Source organism: Kitasatospora sp. NPDC101155, assembly GCF_044768305.1.
In the GTDB taxonomy this organism is placed as follows: domain Bacteria; phylum Actinomycetota; class Actinomycetes; order Streptomycetales; family Streptomycetaceae; genus Kitasatospora.
This window is the reverse complement of record NZ_JBIWPN010000024.1, coordinates 102,561-121,496: the sequence shown is the minus strand read 5'-3', so window position 1 is coordinate 121,496 and position 18,936 is coordinate 102,561. Positions and strand designations below refer to the sequence as shown.

Below are 18,936 nucleotides of genomic sequence, written 5' to 3'. Positions count from 1 at the left end.
AAGCGACGGCCGAACCGGTGGCCATCGAACCACCCACACCCATCCTGACCAGGTAATCAACACCTCCCGCACAGCGGGGGAAGCTCAGTACCGAGGCCGCCGCCCGCAGCGACTGCGCGTCGATCACGGCGGCGGTCGGTTCCGGGGCACGGCTGGCGTCTTCACGGACCAGGCCGCGCAACCGATCGCGCGATTCCCGATGGCTTGAGCAGAGACCTCCGCCGTGCTTTCTGGGGGACTCCGGCCACACAAACACGGCGCGGCCCAACTGCCGACCGCTCGCCTATGCATCGCGCTGCAGGACATGCACGGCCAGCAGTCGCGGCCCTTCAAATATACCCTATGGGGTATATTTGAAGAAACGGTCGCCTGCGGGGTGCGGCATGCACGTCAACCAGGTGCTGGCCGGGGTTGGCAAGGCGTGGCCCTTGCGCCGCAGTGCGGCGTGCACGCGCGGGACGCCGTAGGCTCCGCGCGAGGAGGCATGGATCTCCCTTATCTCCTCCGCCAGTTCGTCCTCTGCCCGCTGACGTACGGCTGCCGCCGGCCGACCGGCGAGCCAGGCGTAGTAGGTGGAGCGGTTGACGCCCATGACACGGGCGTGGCGGCCGCGAATGAGCTCGACTCGCAAGGCCCCACCGGGCCTGCATTGAGCCTGACGGACGCAACCGTTCAATTCTGATCTCAACTCCGTTGACTTCTAGCGACGGTGAGCAGCAATCAGGTTGCGATACCAGGCGAAGGAGGCCTTCGGGGTGCGACGCTGGGTCTCGAAGTCGACATGCACGAGCCCGAATCTCTGATGGAACCCCTCGGCCCATTCGTAGTTGTCGAGCAGGGACCACGTGTAGTAGCCGCGGACGTCGACGCCCTCGGCGATGGCCTGGGCGAGGGCGTCGAGGTGGGTGGCGAGGTAGTCGATGCGAGGCCGGTCGGGGTCGGTGGTCTCCTCGACGGAGCAGCCGTTCTCGGTGATCGTGATGGGCGGGAGGGCATTGCCGTACAACTCCCTCAAACCGATGAGGAGTTGACGCAGGGCATCGGGGACGACGGGCCAGCCGAAGGCGGTGTGGGGGACGTCGGGGATGGCGACCAGGTCGAAGGGGAGGTCCGGGCTGCTGGGGGCGGCGACGCGGGTGGGGTTGTAGTAGTTGAGGCCGAGGCCGTCGAGGCCTGGGGTGTGGATGAGGTCGGTGTCGCCGGGCTGGACCGCGCCGAAGATGTCGTCGGGGACGCCGAGGGCGGAGAGGTCGGGGTAGCGGCCGAGGAGGACGGGGTCGGTGAACAGGCGGTTGTGCAGGGCGTCGTAGGTCGCGGCGGCGGCCGCGTCCTCGGGCGAGGAGGAGGCCGGCCACACCGGGGTGAGGTTGTTGGAAAGCATGACCTCCAGGCCGCGCTCGTGGAGCAGCGAGGCGGCGAGGCCGTGGGCGAGGAGCTGGTGGTGGGCGGCCGGGAGGGCCTCGAACATCAGGGTGTGGCCGGGGGCGTGGGTGCCGAGGGCGTAGCCGAAGACGGTGTGGACGAAGGGCTCGTTGAGGGTGATCCACGTCGGGATACGGTCCCCGAGCCGGTCCGCCACCACGCTCGCGTACTCGGCGAAGCGGTACGCGGTGTCGCGGTTGAGCCAGCCGCCCTCGTCCTCCAGGGCCTGCGGGAGGTCCCAGTGGAAGAGGGTGGGCAGCGGCGTGATGCCCGCCTCCAGCAGGGCGTCGACGAGGCGGTCGTAGAAGGCGAGGCCGGCCTCATTGACCTTGCCGGCGCCGGTGGGCAGGACGCGGGGCCAGGCGATGGAGAAGCGGTAGCCGTCCAGCCCGAGGTCCTTCATCAGAGCGATGTCCTCGGGGTACCGGTGGTAGTGGTCGCAGGCGACCGCACCGGTGTGCCCGTCGCGGACGGCACCAGGGCGCGCCGAGAAGGTGTCCCAGACGGAGGGGCCGCGGCCGTCCTCGTCCACCGCCCCCTCGATCTGGTAGGCGGCGGTGGCGGCACCCCAGCGGAACCCCGCCGGCAGGTCGAAACGATCCGGCATAGCAGCCTCCTGACAGAAACGTGAGGAGCACTCATGTTACTGGCGTCGCGCCGAAACACCAGAGGAGACCGGCCACCGCCGCCGGCCCGATAAGGTGCAGGCCCGGGGGGCGAGGACGGACGAGAGCATGGAGACCCTCCGGATCGAGGCGCTGGAGCAGCTCGCCGAACGGCTGCTGCGCACCGGGCGGGGCCACACGGTGACCGCCGAACTCACCGAGGCGCTGCCCGAACACCCGCTGCGCGAGTCCCTGGTCCGCCTCGCCGTGCTCTGCCTGCATCAGGAGGGCAGTGCTGGAGCTCGGCCGGGCGCAGGGCGGCCAGGCCCACGCGGAGTTCGACTTCGCCGACTTCATCGGTCAGGTGATGTACGACCGGGGGCTGGCGGCCGAGGCACGCAGGCACTGGGAGCGGGCCGTGGAGATCGCCGCCGAGCAGGGGTGGATGACCCGCCAGGTGGAGCTGGTGCAGGCCCGGCTGGCGCGCTGTCCGACGTGACCGGCCCCGGTCAGCCGCTCCAGGAGGTGGTCGAGGCGGTCGCCGGCCCGGTCGCGGTTGCGGCTGTGCACGACCTGCGTCAGCACGCCCCGGATGTCCTGCCAACGGCCCTGTACGGCACGCACGTTGGGGAACCACTGGGCCTGGTCGCGGTGCTCCGGGTCGAGCTGCCAGCGCTCCGCCTCGACGATGTGGACCGCGCCGACCTCGCCGGGGATCTCCACCGGCGCGGCGCCCCGGGCGGTCACCACCACCCGCTGCGGCAACCGCCCCTCCACCGCCGTCACCGTGATCCGGCTCGGCCCCTGGTACCAGGCCATCGCTGTCCTCCCGCATCCGTCCTCGGGCCGGCTGCCGGCACGGATGTCGTGCCCCATCCGGTTCAGTCACCCCCGACACCGGCTGGAGCCCGGGCGTTACCGCCGACGGTCTGTTCACCCTCATCGCCTCGGCCGCCTGGGCCCGCGAACACGCCCCGGAGGACGCCGACCAGGTGCTGACCGTCCTCATCGACGGCCGGCGGCCCCGTGTCCGACGGAGCCGCGGGTCTCACCGCCCGGCGGTGTCCAGCAGGATCCGGGCCAGCTCGGCCGGCCGGGAGAACATCGGCCAGTGCCCGGTGTCCAGCTCGACCAGTCGCCAGTGCCCGTCGGCCACCAGCTCGGCCACCTCCTCGTCGGGTTCCGCCGCGGCGAGCAGGCACAGCAGGTAGGTCGCGGGCAGCTCGGCCAACGGGCGGGTCAGCACGGCGGGTTCGGTCAGAGTGGCGCCCGGGTGCGGGGTCGAGCCGGCGACGATGCGGGCGATCTGCCCGTCGGTCAGGCCGTGGCCCTCGAAGTGGGCGGCGGTGGCGCTCGGCCAGAACCCGCCGTTCCCGGCGATCGCCGCCCTCAGTGCCACCCCGCCGTCCGGCCAGCCCTCGGCGAACGACCGGCCCTCGACCGGGAGAGCGGCGTCGACGAGCACCAGGTGCGCCAGCCGGTCACCGATCCGCGCCGCGGCCTGCCCCGCCGGAACGCCCGCGTAACTGTGACCGACCAGCACGACCTCGCGCAGGTCGAGGCGCTCGACCTCGGCCACGATGTCCTGGACGTGGGTCTGCTGCCCGGCCGGGACGCCCTGCCGGTCGGCGAGGCCGGAGAGGGTCAGCGGGTGGACGCCGTGCCCGGCCGCCCGCAGGTGCGCCACCACGTCGTCCCAGGCCCAGGCCCCGAGCCGCGCGCCCGCGACCAGTACGAAGTTCACCATGATCGTCACCGTAGCGGGCCGGCTCCGCGACCGCCGAGGGAACCTCCGCGCCCCGGACACGACGGAGGCGCACCCCGGGTCAGTCGAGAACGGCGTCGATCTCCACCTCGACCAGCCACTCCGGGTCGATGAACCGGGAGACCTCGACGAAGGTGCAGGCCGGCCGGATCTCGGCGAACCGCTCGCCGTGCGCCCGGGCGGCCTCCTCCCAGCGCGTGATGTCCGTGAGCATCATCCGGGTCCGCACGACGTCCTGGAGCGACGAGCCCGCGGCCTTGAGCGCGGCCTCGGCGATGTCCAGGCACCGGACCGTCTGGGCGTAGACGTCGTCCTTCCCGACGTTCCTGCCGTCCGCCCCGATCGGCGCGGTGCCGGCCACCGCGATGTACGACCCCTTGCGGACCGCCCGGGACATGCCGATCCGGGGCTCCATGGGTGAGGCGGAACTGACCAACTGTCGACCTTGATCCATCGCGCCATGCTCCCACAGAACCGCACGGCTCGGCCGTCGCCGTCCACGCCAGGACGGCCGGCTCCCGGTCCACCCCTAGTCGGCCGCCACGGCGGTGAACTCGGCCGTGTGGACCTCGTCACCGTGCTTGAAGTCGAGGTAGAGCCGGTACGGGCCGGCCGTCGGCGCGACGGCGTGGAAGGTGATGTCCGGGCCGGGCTTCGTCGTGCCGTCGCCGGGCTCGCCGTCGGGGGCTTGCCGTCGGGGCCGGTGATCCGGAAGGTGAACTCGCCCTCGGGGCCGACGGTCTCCGGTATCAGGGTGAAGCCCTGGTCGGAGGCCGTCAGCCCCTGCGGGGCGCCGTGGGCGTGGTGGGCATGCCCCGCGTGCGAGGCGTGTCCGTCGTGGTGCCCGTGCTGCTCGTGGCTCCCGTGGTGCTCGTGGTGCCGATGCGTAGTCATAAGGCAACCGTGGCCCGCACCGACACAGTTGATCAAGCGGTTCTGCCAGATACCCCCTCCCGGTGTCGCCACCGCACCGGATCGGAGGCGACGGCCCGGGGTGCCGCCGAGGCCGGCGCCCGGTACCCGGCACAGGAGAGCACCAGCATCTCGTCACCCCCGGGCTGGAATTCGTACGCCACCCGCTCCACCCGGCTCCCGATCCCGACCCCCGCCAGTTCCTCCCGCAACCGGTCCAGCCCTTCATACCGCTCGCCGGTGTCGTACACCAGCACCGGGAAGAGCCTGACCTCTCGCCGCGCCACCCTGGCGAGTTCCAGCAGCGCCGCCCCGTGGAAGTCCTCCCCCAGTCGGTTACCGTACGAGAACAGCAGATGCGAACTGAGCACCAGGTCGAAGGACCCCTCCGCGAAGGGCAGTTCGGGCAGCTCCCCGGCCAGGTAGCGCTCCGGCCGGGCCGCGATGTCGGCCCGGAACAGCCGGGCACCGGCGATCCGCTCCCGGATCAGACCGGCCGGATCGCCGTGCCAGGACCAGACGAAGTCCGGGGCCTCCCGCATCAGCTGCCCGCGCTTGAACAGCGTCTCCCGCTCGACGAGCAGCCCCAACTCCTCCCGGTACGTGGCGTATTCACGGTCGACGGCGACCGCGTCGATGCCGCGTCGGCCCGCCTCGGCGACGAAACCCGCCGCGCCGCCCGGGCAGTCCAGGATGCGCTGCCCCAAGTCCCGGTCGGTGAGCGCGAACATCGCGCGGTACTCCGCGAAGGAGCGGGCGCTGACCAGCACGGCTCACCCCCTCCCCACGAACGGCATGGTGCTCGGCAGCACCACCAGGGACTGGATGGTGGTGTCGGGCGGCTGCGAGGCCATCAGCACCAGGGCCTCGGTGAAGCGCTCCACCGGGATGGTCGCCTCGACCGCCATCGTGCCGTCGGCCTGCATCGCGGCGGGCTGCGGACCGCCGTCCGGCGGGGCGACGTTGCCGACGTCGATCTGCCCGCACGAGATGCCGTACGGGCGGCCGTCGAGGGCGAGCACCTTGGTGAGGCCGAGGACGGCGTGCTTGGCGGCCGTGTAGGCCAGGGAGTTGGGGCGGGGCACGTGGGCCGAGGGCGCGCCGTTGTTGATGATCCGGCCGCCCTGCGGGGACTGGGTGCTCATCAGCCGGAAGGCCTCCCGGGCGCACAGGAAGCTGCCGGTGACGATGGTGTCCAGGACCCGGTTCCAGTCCGCGAACGGGGTCTCGGCGATCGGCCGGCGCGGGGCGGCCGCACCCGCGTTGTTGAACAGCAGGTCGAGCCGGCCGTAACGGTCGCGGACGGCGTCGAAGAGCCGGGCGACCTCCTCGGGGCTGCGGATGTCGGTCGGTACGGTGAGGATCCGCGCCGGGTCGACCTCCGCGAGCACGGCGGTCCCCTCCAGTGCGTCCTTGCGCCGCCCGGCCAGTACCACCGTCCAGCCCGCCGCCAGCAGAGCCAGCGAGGAGGCCCGGCCGAGCCCGCTGCCGCCGCCGGTGACCAGGGCGACCTTTCCGTGCGACTGGGTCACCGTGTCCACGCCTCCCCCTCGTTCAGCCAGATCCGCAGCATCCGCCGGGCGTGCGGCCCGGGTTCGTCGACATAGGGTGAACGCCCGTGCAGCACCCGGCTGTTGCGGATGATCAGCAGGTCTCCGGCGGCCATCGGCAGCCCGAAGGCGATCTCCGGCCGGTAGAGCACCTCGTCGAGCACGCCCAGTGCCTCCCATTGACGGTCCGTCAGTTCCGGCCCGCCCCGGTCGGGGGAGGAGCGGACGGTGCGGGTCTGGTAGTAGCAGCCGATGGTCCCGTCCTTCTGCGGGTAGAGGATCGGGGTGACCACGACCTGCGGGCCGGCCCGGCCGCTCCGGTCGAAGGTCCAGTTCTCGCCGAGGGTGGCCAGCGCGTCCGGCCGCTCCTGCCCGATCAGGTCGTGGACGTGCCGGGCGCTCGCCAGCTTGGTCAACCCGCCGCCGTGGTAGGCGGGTTGGACGCAGAGCAGGACGAGCAGGTCGCAGGTGTCGCAGTGGAACCCGAGTTCGGTGTTGCCGTCGCCGTCCTGGTCGCGCAGCACCGAGGTGAGGTCGCCGCGCCCGTTCTGCGGCACGATCCGGCCGTAGTCCCGCAGCAGGAAGGAGACCGCCTCGGTGATCTCCTGCTCCGGCTGCGCCGGGTCGACCAGTCGGCCGATGTGGGCGAGGCCGACGGAGGCGATGCTGTCCCGGACGAAGGTCCGCAGCCGCTCGCGCACCGGCCCGGCCGCGCCCCAGCGCCCGACCCGCGCATCGGCCCGGAGCAGCCGCCGCTCCTGCTCGCCCAGCGGCAGCGACCACAGCTCCCGTCGAGCCTCCAACTCCAGACTGCTCCAGCCGATTTCGGCGACCGTGTGCTCGCTCATCAGGCCTCTCCCTACCGGGCCCCGGCCGCGACGGCCTTGGACCAGAGTGCCAGCGCCTCGTCGATCTGCCCGGCCGTGACGACCAGGGCGGGGATCATCCGGACCACGTTGAGGTGGGTCCCGCAGAGCAGGAGCAGCAGGCCGAGGTCGGCCGCCGTCTGTTGAACCTGCCGGGCGGTGTCCGGGTCCGGCGAGTCGTCCGGGCGGCAGAACTCGCTGGCCGCCATCAGCCCGAGGCCCCGGACGTCGGCGATGCCGGGCGCCTCGGCGGCGACCGCCCGCAGCCCGTCCAGCAGCCGTACGCCCTGCTCGGCGGCGTTCTCGACCAGCCGCTCCTCGCGCAGCACGTCCAGGGTGGCCAGGGCAGCGGCGCAGGCCACCGGGTTGCCGCCGTAGGTGCCGCCCTGTGAGCCGGGCCAGGCGCGTCGCATCAGTTCGGTCGGCGCGGCGATCGCGGACAGCGGGAAGCCGCTGGCCAGGCCCTTGGCGGTGATCAGCACGTCGGGCAGCACGCCGTCCTCGTACTGGTGGGCCCAGAACCGGCCGGTGCGGCCGAAGCCGGTCTGCACCTCGTCCACCACCAGCAGGATGCCGTGCCGGTCGGCCCGCTCGCGCAGTCCGGCCAGGAACCCGGCCGGGGCGGGGACGTAGCCGCCCTCGCCGAGCACCGGCTCGACGAACATGGCCGCCGTCTCGGCGGGCGCGGAGACGGTGGCGAGCACCTCGTCCAGCCCGCGCAGGGCGTGCGCCACCGCCTCCTCCTCGGAGAGCCCCAGCGAGAGTCGCAGCCGGAACGCGGCCGGGAAGGGCGCCACCGCGACCCCGGGCGCCAGCGGGCCGATGCCCGCCCGGAAACGGGTCCCGGCGGTGGTGAGGGCGGCCGCGCCCATGGTGCGGCCGTGGAAGGAGCCCTCGAAGACGATCACGTTCTGCCGCCCGGTGGCGTGCCGGGCCAGCCGCAGCGCGGCCTCCACAGCCTCCGTCCCGGCGGTGGCGTAGAACAGCGAGTCCAGGCCGGCCGGCAGGACCTCGCCCAACCGTTCGGTGAGGGTGAGCAGTTGGTCGTGCAGGACGGTGGTGTACTGGCCGTGGACCAGCCGGCCGGCCTGTTCGCGGACGGCCTCGACCACCCGGGGGTGGCAGTGGCCGGTGCTGGTCACCCCCACGCCGGAGGTAAAGTCGAGGTAGCGGCGGCCGTCGGCGTCGTAGAGGTGGAGGCCTTCGCCGCGCACGGCGACGACCGGGGTGGCCTGCTTGAGCACCGGGGAGAGCTGGGGCAACGGAGTCTGCCTTCTGTGAGTCGGGTGGATCGGGTCAGCGGGGCGGGAGGTATCCGGCCTCGGACGCCCAGGTGAGCGCGGCCGACCACCACTGCGGGGTCGGCGCGGCGAAGCGGACGCCCAGCCGGTCGAGTACGGAGGTGGTGTAGGCGCTGTCCACCCGGACGTTGCGTTCCTCCTGCTGCGCCCAGGCGGCGGCCAGTCGGGCGGCCGCCGGGTGCCGGTGCTCGGCCCGGGCGATGGCAGCCGCGAAGTCCACGTCGCCGGTGAGCCGGACGGGGTAACCGAACTCGGCGAGCCGGCCCACGAGTTCGTCGTGCGGCACGGCGTACGGGTTCTCCACGTGGTAGGCGCCGGGTGCGGCGTACGGGTCGAGGGCGATCGCGGCGATCCCGGCGGCCACCGTGTCCACGTGCGAGAACGCGAAGGAGGTGTCCGGCCGGCTGGGGGCGGCGCCCGCCAGCAGGTAGCCGCGGATGAGCTGGTAGATCCGGTTGTCGCCGGCGTTGGCCTGGAAGGCGCCGGTCCGGCTGTGCGCGGCGATGTGCCCGCTGCGGTACAGGTAGGCGGCGTGCCCGGTGGCCGCCCAGGCCCGAACGGCCTGCTCGGCCCGGTACTTGGTGCGCTCGTACGGGGTGCGGAAGTGCTGGCCGATCCACAGGTCGGCCTCGCTGAAGCGGCGCGGCGGGCCGTCCACCCCGCCGGAGACGGCGAGGGTGGAGACGTGGTGGAGCGTGGCCGTCGGGGTGTGCTCCTCGATCCAGTCGAGCAGCCGACGCACCGCCGTGTGGTTGGTGCGCTCCAGTTCGTCGGGCGAGGCGACCAGCCGGACGTCCGCCGCCGCGTGCACCACGATCCCGGCGGTGCGGGCGCGCTCCAGCGCGGCCGGGGAGAGCCCGAGGCCCTCCCGGTCGATGTCCCCGGCGACGACCCGGGCCCGGCCGACGGCCAGGCGGCGTGCCGCCTCCGCCTCGTCCGCGGCCCGGACCAGGCAGGTGACCTCGGCGCCGCGCCGCAGGAAGGCGTCCAGCAGGTGCCGGCCGAGGTAGCCGGTGGCACCGGTGAGCAGCACCCGGGCGGGTTCGCGGACGCCCACCCGGGCGGTGGGCGGCACCCGGGCGTGCAGCAGTTGGCCGGAGGTGGAGAGCGGCGCGCGGACGGGCTGCTCCGCCGACGGCCCCGCGAGCGCCTCGGCGAAGCGGGCGGCGATCCGCTCGGCGGCGGGGTGGGGCACGCCGGGCCACCCGTACACCAGATCGGCGACCAGCCGTTGCTCCACCACCCGTGCGGTGAGTCGCAGTCGGTACAGCGGGTCGCCCCCGGCGCAGCGGGCCAGACCCGCCTGCTCGTCGGCGACGGTCCAGTCCAGCGCGGGCTCCTCGGGGAGCCGGAAGGTGCCGAGGAAGTTGAACCCGACGGCGGGGCGGTCGCCCGGTGCGTCCATGGGGCGGACGGGCGCCTCGCGCAGCCGCCGCGCGGCGGCCTCGGCGCCCGCCGAAGGGTCCAGCTCGACGTGCTTGACGGCGGTGAACCAGCCGACGGTGTCCAGGAATTCGCCCGGGTCGCCGACGGTGTCCCGGCCGTGGGTCTCCACCTCCACCGCGAGCCGGGGCTCACCCTGCCAGTGCGCGACGGCCCCGGCGAAGGCGGTGAGCAGGACGGCCTCCAGCCCGGCCCCGCCACCGTGCCGGGCGACCAGCCGGGCGGTGGCGTCCTCGTCCAGGGCCCAGCTGAGCGCGGCCGGTCGGGCGGGCGGCACGGTGGCGGGGCCGGGCGGCGCCGGAGCCTCCGGCGCCGCGGGCGGGGGCGGCGCGGCCGCCGCCCACCGGTAGAAGTCGGGGGTCGGCGGCAGGTCGGCCGGTTGTCGATCGGACCCGGCCTGGTCGAGCACCGTGCGGTAGGCGTGGGCGAGGTCGTCCAGCAGGATCCGCCAGGACAGCCCGTCCACCACCAGGTGGTGGGCGATCAGCGCCAGTCGGTCGTCGGTGCCAGGCGGGCCGGTGAACAGGTGGGCGCGCAGCAGCCGTCCGGCCAGGGGGTCGAGGCTGCGGTGGAGTTCGGTGCAGACTCCGGTGACGGTGTCGGCGATCGCGCCCGCCGCGCGCGGGATCCGGGAGTGGGAGAGCGGGTCGAGCTCGGTCACCGCCCGGGGTTCGCCGTACCCGTCCGGCGCGACGGGCCGGCGCAGCGCCGGGTGGCCTTCCAGCACGGCCGCGACGGCCGCCGAGAGCGCGGCCGGGTCGACGGCGGTGCGGCAGCGCAGCAGGACGGACTGGTTCCAGTGCCGCGGGTCCTCGACGGACCGCTGCCGGTAGAGCCAGCGCTGGGCGGGCGCGAGTCGGCTGCCGCCACCGGGTCGGCGCGGGGCCGGAACGGCAGTGGCGACCGGCACCGCCACCGCGGCCAGCCCGGCCGCCGTCGGGTGCCGGTAGAAGTCCTCGTAGGCGACCCGCAGCCCGGAGCGCCGCAGGAGGGCGATGGTGCGCATGGCGAGGATGGAGTCCCCGCCGAGGGCGAGCACGTCCGCCTGCGGCCCGACGCCGGACAGCCCGAGCGCGCCGGCCCAGAACCGGGCGATCTCCCCCGCCAGGCCGTCCCTGCCGGGCCCCGACGACTCCGCCCTGGCCTCGACCAGGTCGGCGACCAGTTCGCCCAGCCGCGGCCGGTCCAGCTTGCCGTTCGGCCCGACCGGGAACTCCGCGAGCACCAGGACCGGCTGCGGCACCGAGTAGCCGGGCAGCCGGTCGCGCAGATACGCATCGAGGCCCTCGACGTCGGCGCCCTCCAACAGCCGTACCGCGCCCAATAGCTGGTTCCCGACGGCAGTCTCCCGCAGCAGTGCCGCCGAGCCGGCGACGCCCGGGTACCCGTCCATGGCCCGCTCGACCTCGGCGAGGTCGACCCGGTAGCCCCGGACCTTCACCTGGCGGTCCACCCGCCCGAGGAAGACCAGTTCCCCGTCGGCCCGCCGACGGCACACGTCGCCGGTCCGGTACATCAGTCGGCCGTCCCACCGGACGAAGCCGCGGGCGGTCTCGGCCGGCCGCCCGAAGTAGCCGGCGCTGACGCCCCGCCCGCCGACCAGCAGCTCCCCCTCGGCCGCCGCCCGCCCCCGCCCGTCCACCAGGGTGAGCAGCACCTCGCCGATCCCGCTGCCGATCGGCACGGTCGGCTCCCCGGCGGGCAGTTCCCGGGCGGAGGCGGCGAGGAAGCAGGTGGCCCCGACGGTGGTCTCGGTCGGCCCGTAGTGGTTGACCAGCCGCTCGGTGACCTTGCCGTCCAGCAGGGCGGCCGCCAGCGGACGCGGCAGCGCCTCGCCGCCCAGCAGCAGGGTGCGCAGCGGCGCAGCGTCGGCCGGGCGTCCCTCCAGCAGGGCGGTCAGGTGCGAGGGCGTGGTCTTCAGGGTGTCGACCCCGGCCCGGCGCAGCGAGGCCCAGAAGGCCTCCGGGTCGCGCACCTCCCGGTCGGGGACGACGTGCACCGAGCCCCCGGCGGCCAGGGCGAGCAGCCAGGCGGTGTGCCCGAGGTCGGCGGCCAGCGTGGTGACGTGCGCCAGGCGGGGGGCGTCCGCCCGGGTCAGGCCGAGCCGCGCGGCCAGCGACAGGGCGTAGTGCGCGGCGTTGTCGTGGGTGACCGCCACCGCCTTGGGCTCGCCGCTGGACCCGGAGGTGAAGGACAGGTAGGCGAGGTCCTCCCCCGCCGCCTCGCCGCCCGACCACGACGGGCCGGCCGCCTCGACGTCCACCACCTCCCCGCCGAGGCCGCCCCCGGTGGCGAGCACCCGCGAGACCCGGACGGCCGCCAGCCGCCGGGCGAGGTCGGCCGCCGACCAGTCCGGGTCGGCCGGCACGGCCGCCGCGCCGGAGCGCAGCACCCCGTGCAGCAGCACCAGCATCCGGGCGTCCCGGGGGCCGAGCAGGGCGACCCGGTCGCCCCGCCCGGTGCCGTCGGCGGCCAGCCGGGCGGCGATCCGCCCGGCGGCGGTGTCGAGCGTGCGGTAGTCGTAGGCGCGGACGCCGTCGGTGAGGGCGGGCCGGTCCGGGTGGGACCGGGCGAGCTGCGACAGGAGCGCGGTCAGCGAGGTGGCGGCGGACACGGAGCGGAGGTGCTGCGTCGCGGGGGTCACGCCGACTCGTCCCCCGTCCGTACCGCTCCCACCGGCCGGGCGAGCACCCCGGGGTCGCCCACCAGGTACCCGTCCAGTCCGGCCCGTTCGGGCAGCCGCCCGGCCAACTCCCAGGCCAGCATGCGGTGCAGGCCGTCGATGTGGATCAGTCCCTCCCTGACCAGCAGGTCCGCGTAGTCGGGGTGGTCGACCGGTCCGGTGCTGAGGAACAGCGGCGTGAACGGCGCCCGGCGCAGCACCCGCAGCTTGCCCGCGCAGACCGGGTTGGCCGCCGCCCAGGCGGCGCCGCCGGAGCGGACGCGCTCGGCCGCCCGGGCCACGGTCAGCCCGGCGCGCGGGACGAGTTCGAGCTCGCCGCCCTCACTGAGGTGCCAGGGCAGGACGACGCCCAGGAGGTCGGCCCGGCTCAGCCGGACCCGCCACCAGCCGCCGGGGATGCGGTCGGCGCGTTCGACGTTCTCCTCGCCGTACAGGTTGCTGTTCGCCGCGTGGGCCCGCTCCACCGGGTGGTCCCGCAGGTAGGCGTCGTGGACCTCGGGGTAGGCGACGGCGGTGACGATCTCCACGGCTGTGCTCCTCAGACGGTTCCGGTGTATTCGGTGAAGTGGTGTTCCCCGAACAGCTCGGGCCACTGGCCGTCGGCCAGGTCCAGTTCGCGGGCCCGGGCGAGCATCTGCCGCCAGGAGGGCTTCACCGGGCGCCAGCGCGCCCCCACCTGGCAGTACGAGGCGTCGATGAAGTACCGGGGCCTGCCCGGCCCGTCGGGTGCCGGTCTGCGGGTGTGGAACAGCGCCGAGTTGAGCAGCACGGTGGAGCCGGGCGGCAGCCGGTCGATGACCACCTCGCCGGGCAGTTCCGCGGTGCCGTGGTGGGCATAGGCGGTCTTGCCGGCGGTGCTGTGGTGCGAGCCGGGCAGCACGGCCAGGCTGCCGACCTTCTCGTCCAGGCCGCCGAGGTAGTGCAGCGCGTGGACCATCACCAGCGCCGGGTCGGGGCCGTCGTTGGGCTCGCAGTCGTGGTGCCAGGGCTTTCCGGGGATGCCCGGGGCCTGGCGGTCGCTGTGCAGGTGGTGGAAGACGAAGGAGGGCCCGATCAGCCCGGTCAGCGCCCGCATCAGCGGCGGGTGGGTGAGCAGCCGACCGTGGGCGGGGAGCTCCAGCTCCAGCAGCGGGGGTGACCCGTGCCGGTCGGAGTCGGTGCAGGCTTCGATCGAGCGGGCCCGTAGTCCCTCGTCCACCCACCGGTCCACCTCGGGGACGAGGCGTTCGCGCAGTGCCTCGGGCAGCAGTGCGGGCAGGACCAGGTACCCGGACTCCAGGAACTGACGGCGGTGCTCGGTGTCGAGGGCCTCACGCCCGGTGGAGAACGAGGTCACCGAACCGATCCCCTCCTTCCGTTCGACGGGACGCACAGGTACGGGACGCGTGATGAGCCAGGGGGCACACGGGTTCATCCAGACCTCGGGTGGCGGCGGTGTCGCCCGTCGTCGCCACGGACTGCTGGGATGCGCGATCACCTGAATTCGCGATCACCACCGACTTCGCGATCACCACGAAGAGGCATGCCTCGATCACACAAGGTGATCCGCCTCAGGAGTATGAACCGGTCTTCGCGTCCACGACAAGACCAACGCCAACCCGTGGCCACCTTCCCGCCACCGTGCCGTTCAGCTCCGGCCACCAGTCGATTCCTCCCTCACCGGAAACTCCGGTCCTTCCGAGCCCCGGTGATTCGCCGTCGGAACATCGGATGCGGCAGAGTTGCCACATGAGCGAGCGGAGCATGGGGGTACCCCCGGCCGAAGGCTGGGGGAGAACCGTCGAGAGGGGCGCGTTGCGCGAAGCGCCCGCCGAGCGCAGCAAGGTGGGTGCCGTCGCGGACACGCGGAGTCACCACACAGCCGGGCCGACCCGGCGGCGGCCGGTCCAGCAGCGCAGCCAGGAGCGGTACAGCCGCATCCTGGACGCCTGCGCCGGGCTGCTGGACGAGGTCGGGGCGACCGCACTGACCACCAAGGAGGTCGCCCAGCGTGCCCAGGTGCCGATCGGCACCCTGTACCAGTTCTTCGCCGGCAAGGAGGACCTGCTGGCCGCGCTCGCCGCCCGCAACCTCGACCGGTACCTCCAACGGCTGGACGCCCGGCTGGACGCCTCCGCGCCGGTCGGCCCGGCCGGCTTCAGCGACCTCGCGGTGGAGGAGTTCGTGGCGATGAAGCGCGCGGTGCCCGGGTTCGGCCAGGTGGACTTCGGGCTGGCCGGCACCGCGGTGCCGGCCGGGGTCCGGGATGAGAAGCACCTGCTGGACGCGGGCGTGGACAACAACACCGCCGTCGCCCTGCGGCTGCAGGCGCTCGGCGGCGAACTGTTCGCCGCAGGCGACCCGGCGGCCACCACGCTCACCCTGCGGGTCGCCCTGGAGGCGGCCGACGCGGTGCTCAAACTCGCCTTCCGGGGGGACCCGGACGGCGATCCGGCGCTGATCGCCGAGTGCAAGCGGCTGGTGCGCGGTTACCTGGCGCAACAGCCGTCCGGCGGCTGACGCACGACCCACGGGCCCCGCGCATCCCGTCCGCCCGAGCCGTTGCGAGCCCGCCGCGCCCGCAGCACAGTGGAAAGCGGAACGGCCGCGGAGGCGGCCACCGCGACCCGAGGAGCACGACCATGCACGCAGCGGTAGGAGACCAGCTCCATATCCACAGCAGGTCGGTGGGCATGGTGGACCAGAAGGGCATCATCACGGAGGTGCGCGGCACCGACGGCGAGCCCCCGTACGTGGTCCGCTTCGAGGACGGCCACGAAGGCCTGATCTACCCCGGCCCCGACTGCAACATCGAACACGTCGGATCCCGCCAGGCGGGACACTGACCGACTCCCCCACCACCCCGTGCCCGACCCGCGCGAGGTGGTGAGGAGCGGTGTCCGCCCCCTCGCCCCCGCTGCCCGGGGCACTCGCCGATCTCGCACCACTGCTGGACCACTACGGGTACATCGCGGTGGCGCTGCTCGTACTGCTCGACAACTGCGGCATCCCGGTGCCCGGGCAGACCATCCTGGTGCTCGCCTCGGTGTACGCCGGCACCGGGCACCTGGACTTCGCCGCCGTCCTGCTGATCGCGGCGGCCGCCGCCACGGTCGGCAACAGCCTCGGCTACCTGATCGGCCACACCGGCGGGCGCGCCTTCGTCCACCGCTGGGGCCGCTACGTGCTGCTCACCCCGGCCCGGATGGAACGCGCGGACGGCTTCTTCGCCCGGCACGGCGGCAAGGTCGTCGCGGTCGCCCGCTTCGTGGACGGGCTGCGCCAGTACAACGGCATCATCGCCGGGACCACCGAGATGCCGTGGCGCCGCTTCGCGGTCTTCAACCTGCTGGGCGCGGTGCTGTGGACCGCGGTGTGGGGCACCCTCGGCTACGTCGCCGGGGCCAACATCGGCACGGTCTACCGGACGGCGATCCACTACCAGCTCTGGTTCGCGATCGGCCTCGGGCTGCTGGTCGCGGCCTTCCTGCTCCGGCAGGTGCTGCGCTACCGGCGTCGGCGCCGCGAAGGCGTCGACGCCGGCTCCGACTCCGCCGAGCCCCCCGGCTAGCGCAGCGGGAACACCTCGAACGGCACCGCGAAGCGCGTCCCCAGCCGGGTGCCCGCGCCGCGGCCGAAGCCCTCCAGGAACTCCCGGGCGTCCGCCATCGCCCCGCCCAGCCCGGCCAGGTACGCCTTGTGCTCCTCCAACGAGGCGACACCGGCGTCGAAGGTGTCGGTGGTGTCCACCGCGTGCTTCGACCCCGGCGAGGCCGCCGCCCAGATCTGCCGCACCCCGTTCCACGGCTCGTACCCCTCGTCCACCAACTCGCGGAACACCCAGCGGTTCCCGGCGTCCCGGACGCCGTCCAGGGTGGCCCGGCCGACCGCGATGTGGTCCGCCTGGTTGAGGAACGCCCCGCCGTAGGTCTCCCGGAAGTTGCTGGTGATCACGATCTCCGGCCGGTGCCGGCGCACCACCCGGGCGATGTCCCGGCGCAGCGGCAGCCCGTACTCCACCACCCCGTCCGGATACCCGAGGAACTCCACGGTCTCCACCCCGACCACCCGCGCCGAGGCGATCTGCTCGGCCTCCCGCAGCGGCCCGCACTCCTCGGGCTGCATCGAGTCGATCCCGGCCTCGCCGCTGGTGACCATCACATAGATCACCTTCTTGCCCTGCGCGGTCCAGCGGGCGACGGCCGAAGCGCCGCCGTACTCCATGTCGTCGGGGTGGGCGACGATCGCCACCGCGGTCTGCCAGTCCTCGTCGACGTGCTCGTAGGGCTCGGGGGCCTGCTCGGTCATGCTGTCCAAACCTCTCACGCGGCTCATCCGGCTCGTGCTGCTCATGGTCATACGGTCGTACCGCAGGCGACTCTAGAAGACTTACTTCCCCCACGTACCGTCAGACCTGGTTTCATCGGCCGCACTTGCCCCTGACGCATGCTTGACGTCCTCCCGCCCCTGAGGGAACGGGATTCCTGCCACGGTCGTCTGACCGTCTCGGTGGGTTCCTGCTTCATCGCGCTGTGCCGGGACTGCTCCCGGTCTTACCTGCGCTCGACAGGCGTCTAGCCTGTCCGCCCGCCCGGCGGCCAGGATGTTGCGTGCGGCGTTCACATCGCGGTCGTGAACGGCCGCGCACGCCCCGCTGGTCCACTCGCGGACCGATAGGGGCTTGGGACCGTCCTGGACGCCGCAGGCCGAACAGACCTGCGAGGTCGGCTCGAAGCGTCCGATGCGGCTGAAGTGACGGCCGTGCTTTGCGGCCTTGTACTCCAGCATCATGAGGAACTGTGACCATCCGGCGTCGTGCACGGACTTGGCGAGCCGGGTCCGCCCGAGGCCGGCCACCGCTAGGTCTTCCACGTACACCGATTGGTTCTCTCGGATGATCTTCGTGGATTCCTTGTGGTGCCAGTCCCGGCGGCGGTCGGCCACCTTAGCGTGCTGACGCGCGACCTTCTTTCGGGCCTTGTCCCGGTTCTTCGATCCCTTCTCAGAGCGGCTCAACGCCTTCTGCAGGCGACTGCAAGGACCCGCCACAGCGCTGCACGGCCGACCCCGGGCCGGAGACCTTCGCGCCGGTGGTCACCGCCCGGCTGGAGGCCCTGGACGCGGAGATCGCCCGCCTCACCGCGAGGAGGGAACGGCTCGCCCGGCACGTCCGCGACGGGGGCGCGGACGTGCCGGGCGAGAACTGAGGGGTCAGGCGGCGTCAGGGGCGAGCTGAGCGGCAGCAGAGGCAGGTTGCGGCCAGCGGATGCGGGTGGCGCAGAGGGAGACCACGGCGGTCGAGGCGGCGACGGCGGCCATGCCCCACGCCAGGCTGGTGGCGCCGGCGACGAAGCCGATGGCGGCGGGGCCGGCGAGCAGGCCGGTGGTGCCCATGGCGGCGACCAGCGAGAGGGCGTCGGAGCCCTGGCGGGCGGCGGCGACGTAGACGCACGGAGTGACGGCGGCGACGCCGAGGCCGACGCAGGCGAAGCCGAGCAACGTGGGGACGACGCCGCCGACCAGCAGGGCGAGGGCCAGGCCCAGGCCGGCCAGCAGGCTGCCGGTGCGGACGATGCGGCCGTCGCCGAAGCGGGTGCGCCAGCCGTCGGCGAAGATCCGGGCGCAGACCATCATCACCGAGACCACGGCGATGCCCATCGGGGCGAGTCCGGCGGCGGCGTGCACCACGTCCTTGAGGTAGAGCGCGGACCAGTCGTTCATGGCGCCCTCGGTGACGGTGCCGAAGACCATCGCCAGGCCCATCCAGAGCGTCGCCACGGCGGGCAGGGTGAAGCCGCGCCGCTCCTTCCGCTCCGTCGGCGAGGCGGCTTCCTGCGGGCCGTCGGCCAGCAGCCCGGGCCGGGCGACGACGACCAGCACCGCCAGCAGCAGCGCGGCCAGGCCGAAGTGGACGGCGAGGGTGCCGGTGAAGGCGTTGACGCCGGAGGCCAGCAGGGCGGCCAGCAGCGAGCCGGCGCTGAAGGTGGCGTGCAGCCTGGACATCGTGGTCCGCTCGAAGCGGGCCTCCAGCGCGGCGCCCTGGGCGTTCATCGCGACGTTCAGGCAGCCGACCGCGACGCCGTCGCAGAACAGCACCAGCAGGGTGACCGGGTAGTTCGGCACCACCGACAGCGCGAGCAGGACGACGCCCAGGGCGAGCGCGGACAGCACCGAGAGCAGGCGGGAGCCGAGCCGCCGCATCAGCACCGCGACCAGCGGGAAGGACACCGCCGCGCCGATCCCGCAGGTCATCAGCAGCAGACCGATCCGGGCCTCGCCCAGGTCGAGCCGGGCCTTGAGCGCGGGCACCCGGGAGACCCAGGTCGCGTACTGGAATCCGAGGACGAAGAACAGTGCGCCGGTGGCCAGTTGGGAGCGGCGGAACTCGTCGCGTACGGGAGACATGTGCA

At 73.5% G+C, this 18,936-nt stretch carries 17 protein-coding genes and 3 pseudogenes; 4 read left to right on the top strand and 16 right to left on the bottom strand.

Annotation, left to right across the window (positions count from 1 at the left end):
• Nucleotides 1-94: 94 nt before the first annotated feature.
• From ACIRYZ_RS29715 to ACIRYZ_RS29705, 3 genes and pseudogenes are all read right to left on the bottom strand, one after another.
• Nucleotides 95-187: pseudogene (locus tag ACIRYZ_RS29715) on the bottom strand (IS5/IS1182 family transposase); the annotation flags it as partial.
• A 153-nt stretch (nucleotides 188-340) separates the two neighbouring features.
• Nucleotides 341-592, bottom strand: coding sequence for an IS3 family transposase (locus tag ACIRYZ_RS29710; protein WP_402949979.1), 252 nt, complete (start codon nucleotides 590-592; stop codon nucleotides 341-343).
• Between the two features lie 108 nt (nucleotides 593-700).
• Nucleotides 701-2,029, bottom strand: a complete 1,329-nt coding sequence (locus ACIRYZ_RS29705) for a GH1 family beta-glucosidase (protein WP_402949976.1) — start codon at nucleotides 2,027-2,029, stop codon at nucleotides 701-703.
• A gap of 127 nt (nucleotides 2,030-2,156) precedes the next feature.
• On the opposite strand from ACIRYZ_RS29705, the pseudogene ACIRYZ_RS29700 reads away from it, so the two are divergent.
• Nucleotides 2,157-2,309 (top strand): annotated as a pseudogene (locus ACIRYZ_RS29700) (BTAD domain-containing putative transcriptional regulator); the annotation flags it as partial.
• Nucleotides 2,310-2,387: 78 nt separating this feature from the next.
• On the opposite strand, the gene ACIRYZ_RS29695 reads toward ACIRYZ_RS29700, so the two are convergent.
• From ACIRYZ_RS29695 to ACIRYZ_RS29650, 10 genes are all read right to left on the bottom strand, one after another.
• The gene (locus tag ACIRYZ_RS29695; RefSeq protein WP_402949993.1) at nucleotides 2,388-2,846 is read right to left on the bottom strand and encodes a hypothetical protein; all 459 of its coding nucleotides are present in this window, start codon (nucleotides 2,844-2,846) and stop codon (nucleotides 2,388-2,390) included.
• A 229-nt stretch (nucleotides 2,847-3,075) separates the two neighbouring features.
• Entirely contained in the window at nucleotides 3,076-3,774 is a 699-nt protein-coding gene (locus ACIRYZ_RS29690; protein WP_402949973.1) for an alpha/beta fold hydrolase, read from the bottom strand.
• Between the two features lie 79 nt (nucleotides 3,775-3,853).
• On the bottom strand, nucleotides 3,854-4,207 hold the full coding sequence (locus ACIRYZ_RS29685; RefSeq protein ID WP_393028894.1) for a RidA family protein: 354 nt from the start codon (nucleotides 4,205-4,207) through the stop codon (nucleotides 3,854-3,856).
• Between the two features lie 511 nt (nucleotides 4,208-4,718).
• Complete coding sequence (locus ACIRYZ_RS29680) at nucleotides 4,719-5,474, bottom strand: methyltransferase domain-containing protein (RefSeq protein WP_402949970.1); 756 nt, start codon at nucleotides 5,472-5,474, stop codon at nucleotides 4,719-4,721.
• A gap of 3 nt (nucleotides 5,475-5,477) precedes the next feature.
• Nucleotides 5,478-6,245: an SDR family oxidoreductase gene (locus ACIRYZ_RS29675; protein ID WP_402949967.1), complete on the bottom strand. Its 768-nt coding sequence runs from the start codon at nucleotides 6,243-6,245 to the stop codon at nucleotides 5,478-5,480.
• Nucleotides 6,233-7,102, bottom strand: coding sequence for a TauD/TfdA family dioxygenase (locus ACIRYZ_RS29670; protein WP_402949965.1), 870 nt, complete (start codon nucleotides 7,100-7,102; stop codon nucleotides 6,233-6,235). Before ACIRYZ_RS29670 ends, ACIRYZ_RS29675 begins: the two co-directional genes overlap by 13 nt.
• A gap of 11 nt (nucleotides 7,103-7,113) precedes the next feature.
• Entirely contained in the window at nucleotides 7,114-8,382 is a 1,269-nt protein-coding gene (locus ACIRYZ_RS29665; protein ID WP_402949963.1) for an aspartate aminotransferase family protein, read from the bottom strand.
• Between the two features lie 34 nt (nucleotides 8,383-8,416).
• Nucleotides 8,417-12,508 carry an AMP-binding protein gene (locus ACIRYZ_RS29660; protein WP_402949960.1) on the bottom strand — a complete coding sequence of 1,364 codons (4,092 nt, stop codon included), beginning with the start codon at nucleotides 12,506-12,508 and terminating at the stop codon, nucleotides 8,417-8,419.
• The gene (locus tag ACIRYZ_RS29655) at nucleotides 12,505-13,074 is read right to left on the bottom strand and encodes a DUF6309 family protein (RefSeq protein ID WP_402949958.1); all 570 of its coding nucleotides are present in this window, start codon (nucleotides 13,072-13,074) and stop codon (nucleotides 12,505-12,507) included. Before ACIRYZ_RS29655 ends, ACIRYZ_RS29660 begins: the two co-directional genes overlap by 4 nt.
• Nucleotides 13,075-13,085: 11 nt before the next feature.
• Nucleotides 13,086-13,883 (bottom strand): phytanoyl-CoA dioxygenase family protein, encoded by a 798-nt coding sequence (locus ACIRYZ_RS29650; RefSeq protein WP_402949956.1) that lies wholly within the window; start codon nucleotides 13,881-13,883, stop codon nucleotides 13,086-13,088.
• 392 nt (nucleotides 13,884-14,275) lie between these two features.
• On the opposite strand from ACIRYZ_RS29650, the gene ACIRYZ_RS29645 reads away from it, so the two are divergent.
• From ACIRYZ_RS29645 to ACIRYZ_RS29635, 3 genes are all read left to right on the top strand, one after another.
• On the top strand, nucleotides 14,276-15,046 hold the full coding sequence (locus ACIRYZ_RS29645) for a TetR/AcrR family transcriptional regulator (RefSeq protein WP_402949953.1): 771 nt from the start codon (nucleotides 14,276-14,278) through the stop codon (nucleotides 15,044-15,046).
• 122 nt (nucleotides 15,047-15,168) lie between these two features.
• Nucleotides 15,169-15,372 carry a DUF1918 domain-containing protein gene (locus ACIRYZ_RS29640; protein WP_393028912.1) on the top strand — a complete coding sequence of 68 codons (204 nt, stop codon included), beginning with the start codon at nucleotides 15,169-15,171 and terminating at the stop codon, nucleotides 15,370-15,372.
• A 50-nt stretch (nucleotides 15,373-15,422) separates the two neighbouring features.
• Complete coding sequence (locus tag ACIRYZ_RS29635; RefSeq protein WP_402949950.1) at nucleotides 15,423-16,097, top strand: DedA family protein; 675 nt, start codon at nucleotides 15,423-15,425, stop codon at nucleotides 16,095-16,097.
• Here ACIRYZ_RS29635 and ACIRYZ_RS29630 read toward each other — a convergent pair.
• From ACIRYZ_RS29630 to ACIRYZ_RS29620, 3 genes and pseudogenes are all read right to left on the bottom strand, one after another.
• Entirely contained in the window at nucleotides 16,094-16,834 is a 741-nt protein-coding gene (locus ACIRYZ_RS29630) for a PIG-L deacetylase family protein (protein ID WP_402949947.1), read from the bottom strand. The genes ACIRYZ_RS29635 and ACIRYZ_RS29630 overlap by 4 nt on opposite strands.
• Nucleotides 16,835-16,915: 81 nt before the next feature.
• Nucleotides 16,916-17,557 (bottom strand): annotated as a pseudogene (locus tag ACIRYZ_RS29625) (RNA-guided endonuclease TnpB family protein); the annotation flags it as partial.
• Nucleotides 17,558-17,737: 180 nt separating this feature from the next.
• A complete protein-coding gene (locus ACIRYZ_RS29620) occupies nucleotides 17,738-18,931 on the bottom strand; it encodes an MFS transporter (protein ID WP_402949944.1) in 1,194 nt (397 codons plus the stop codon).
• Nucleotides 18,932-18,936 lie beyond the last annotated feature (5 nt).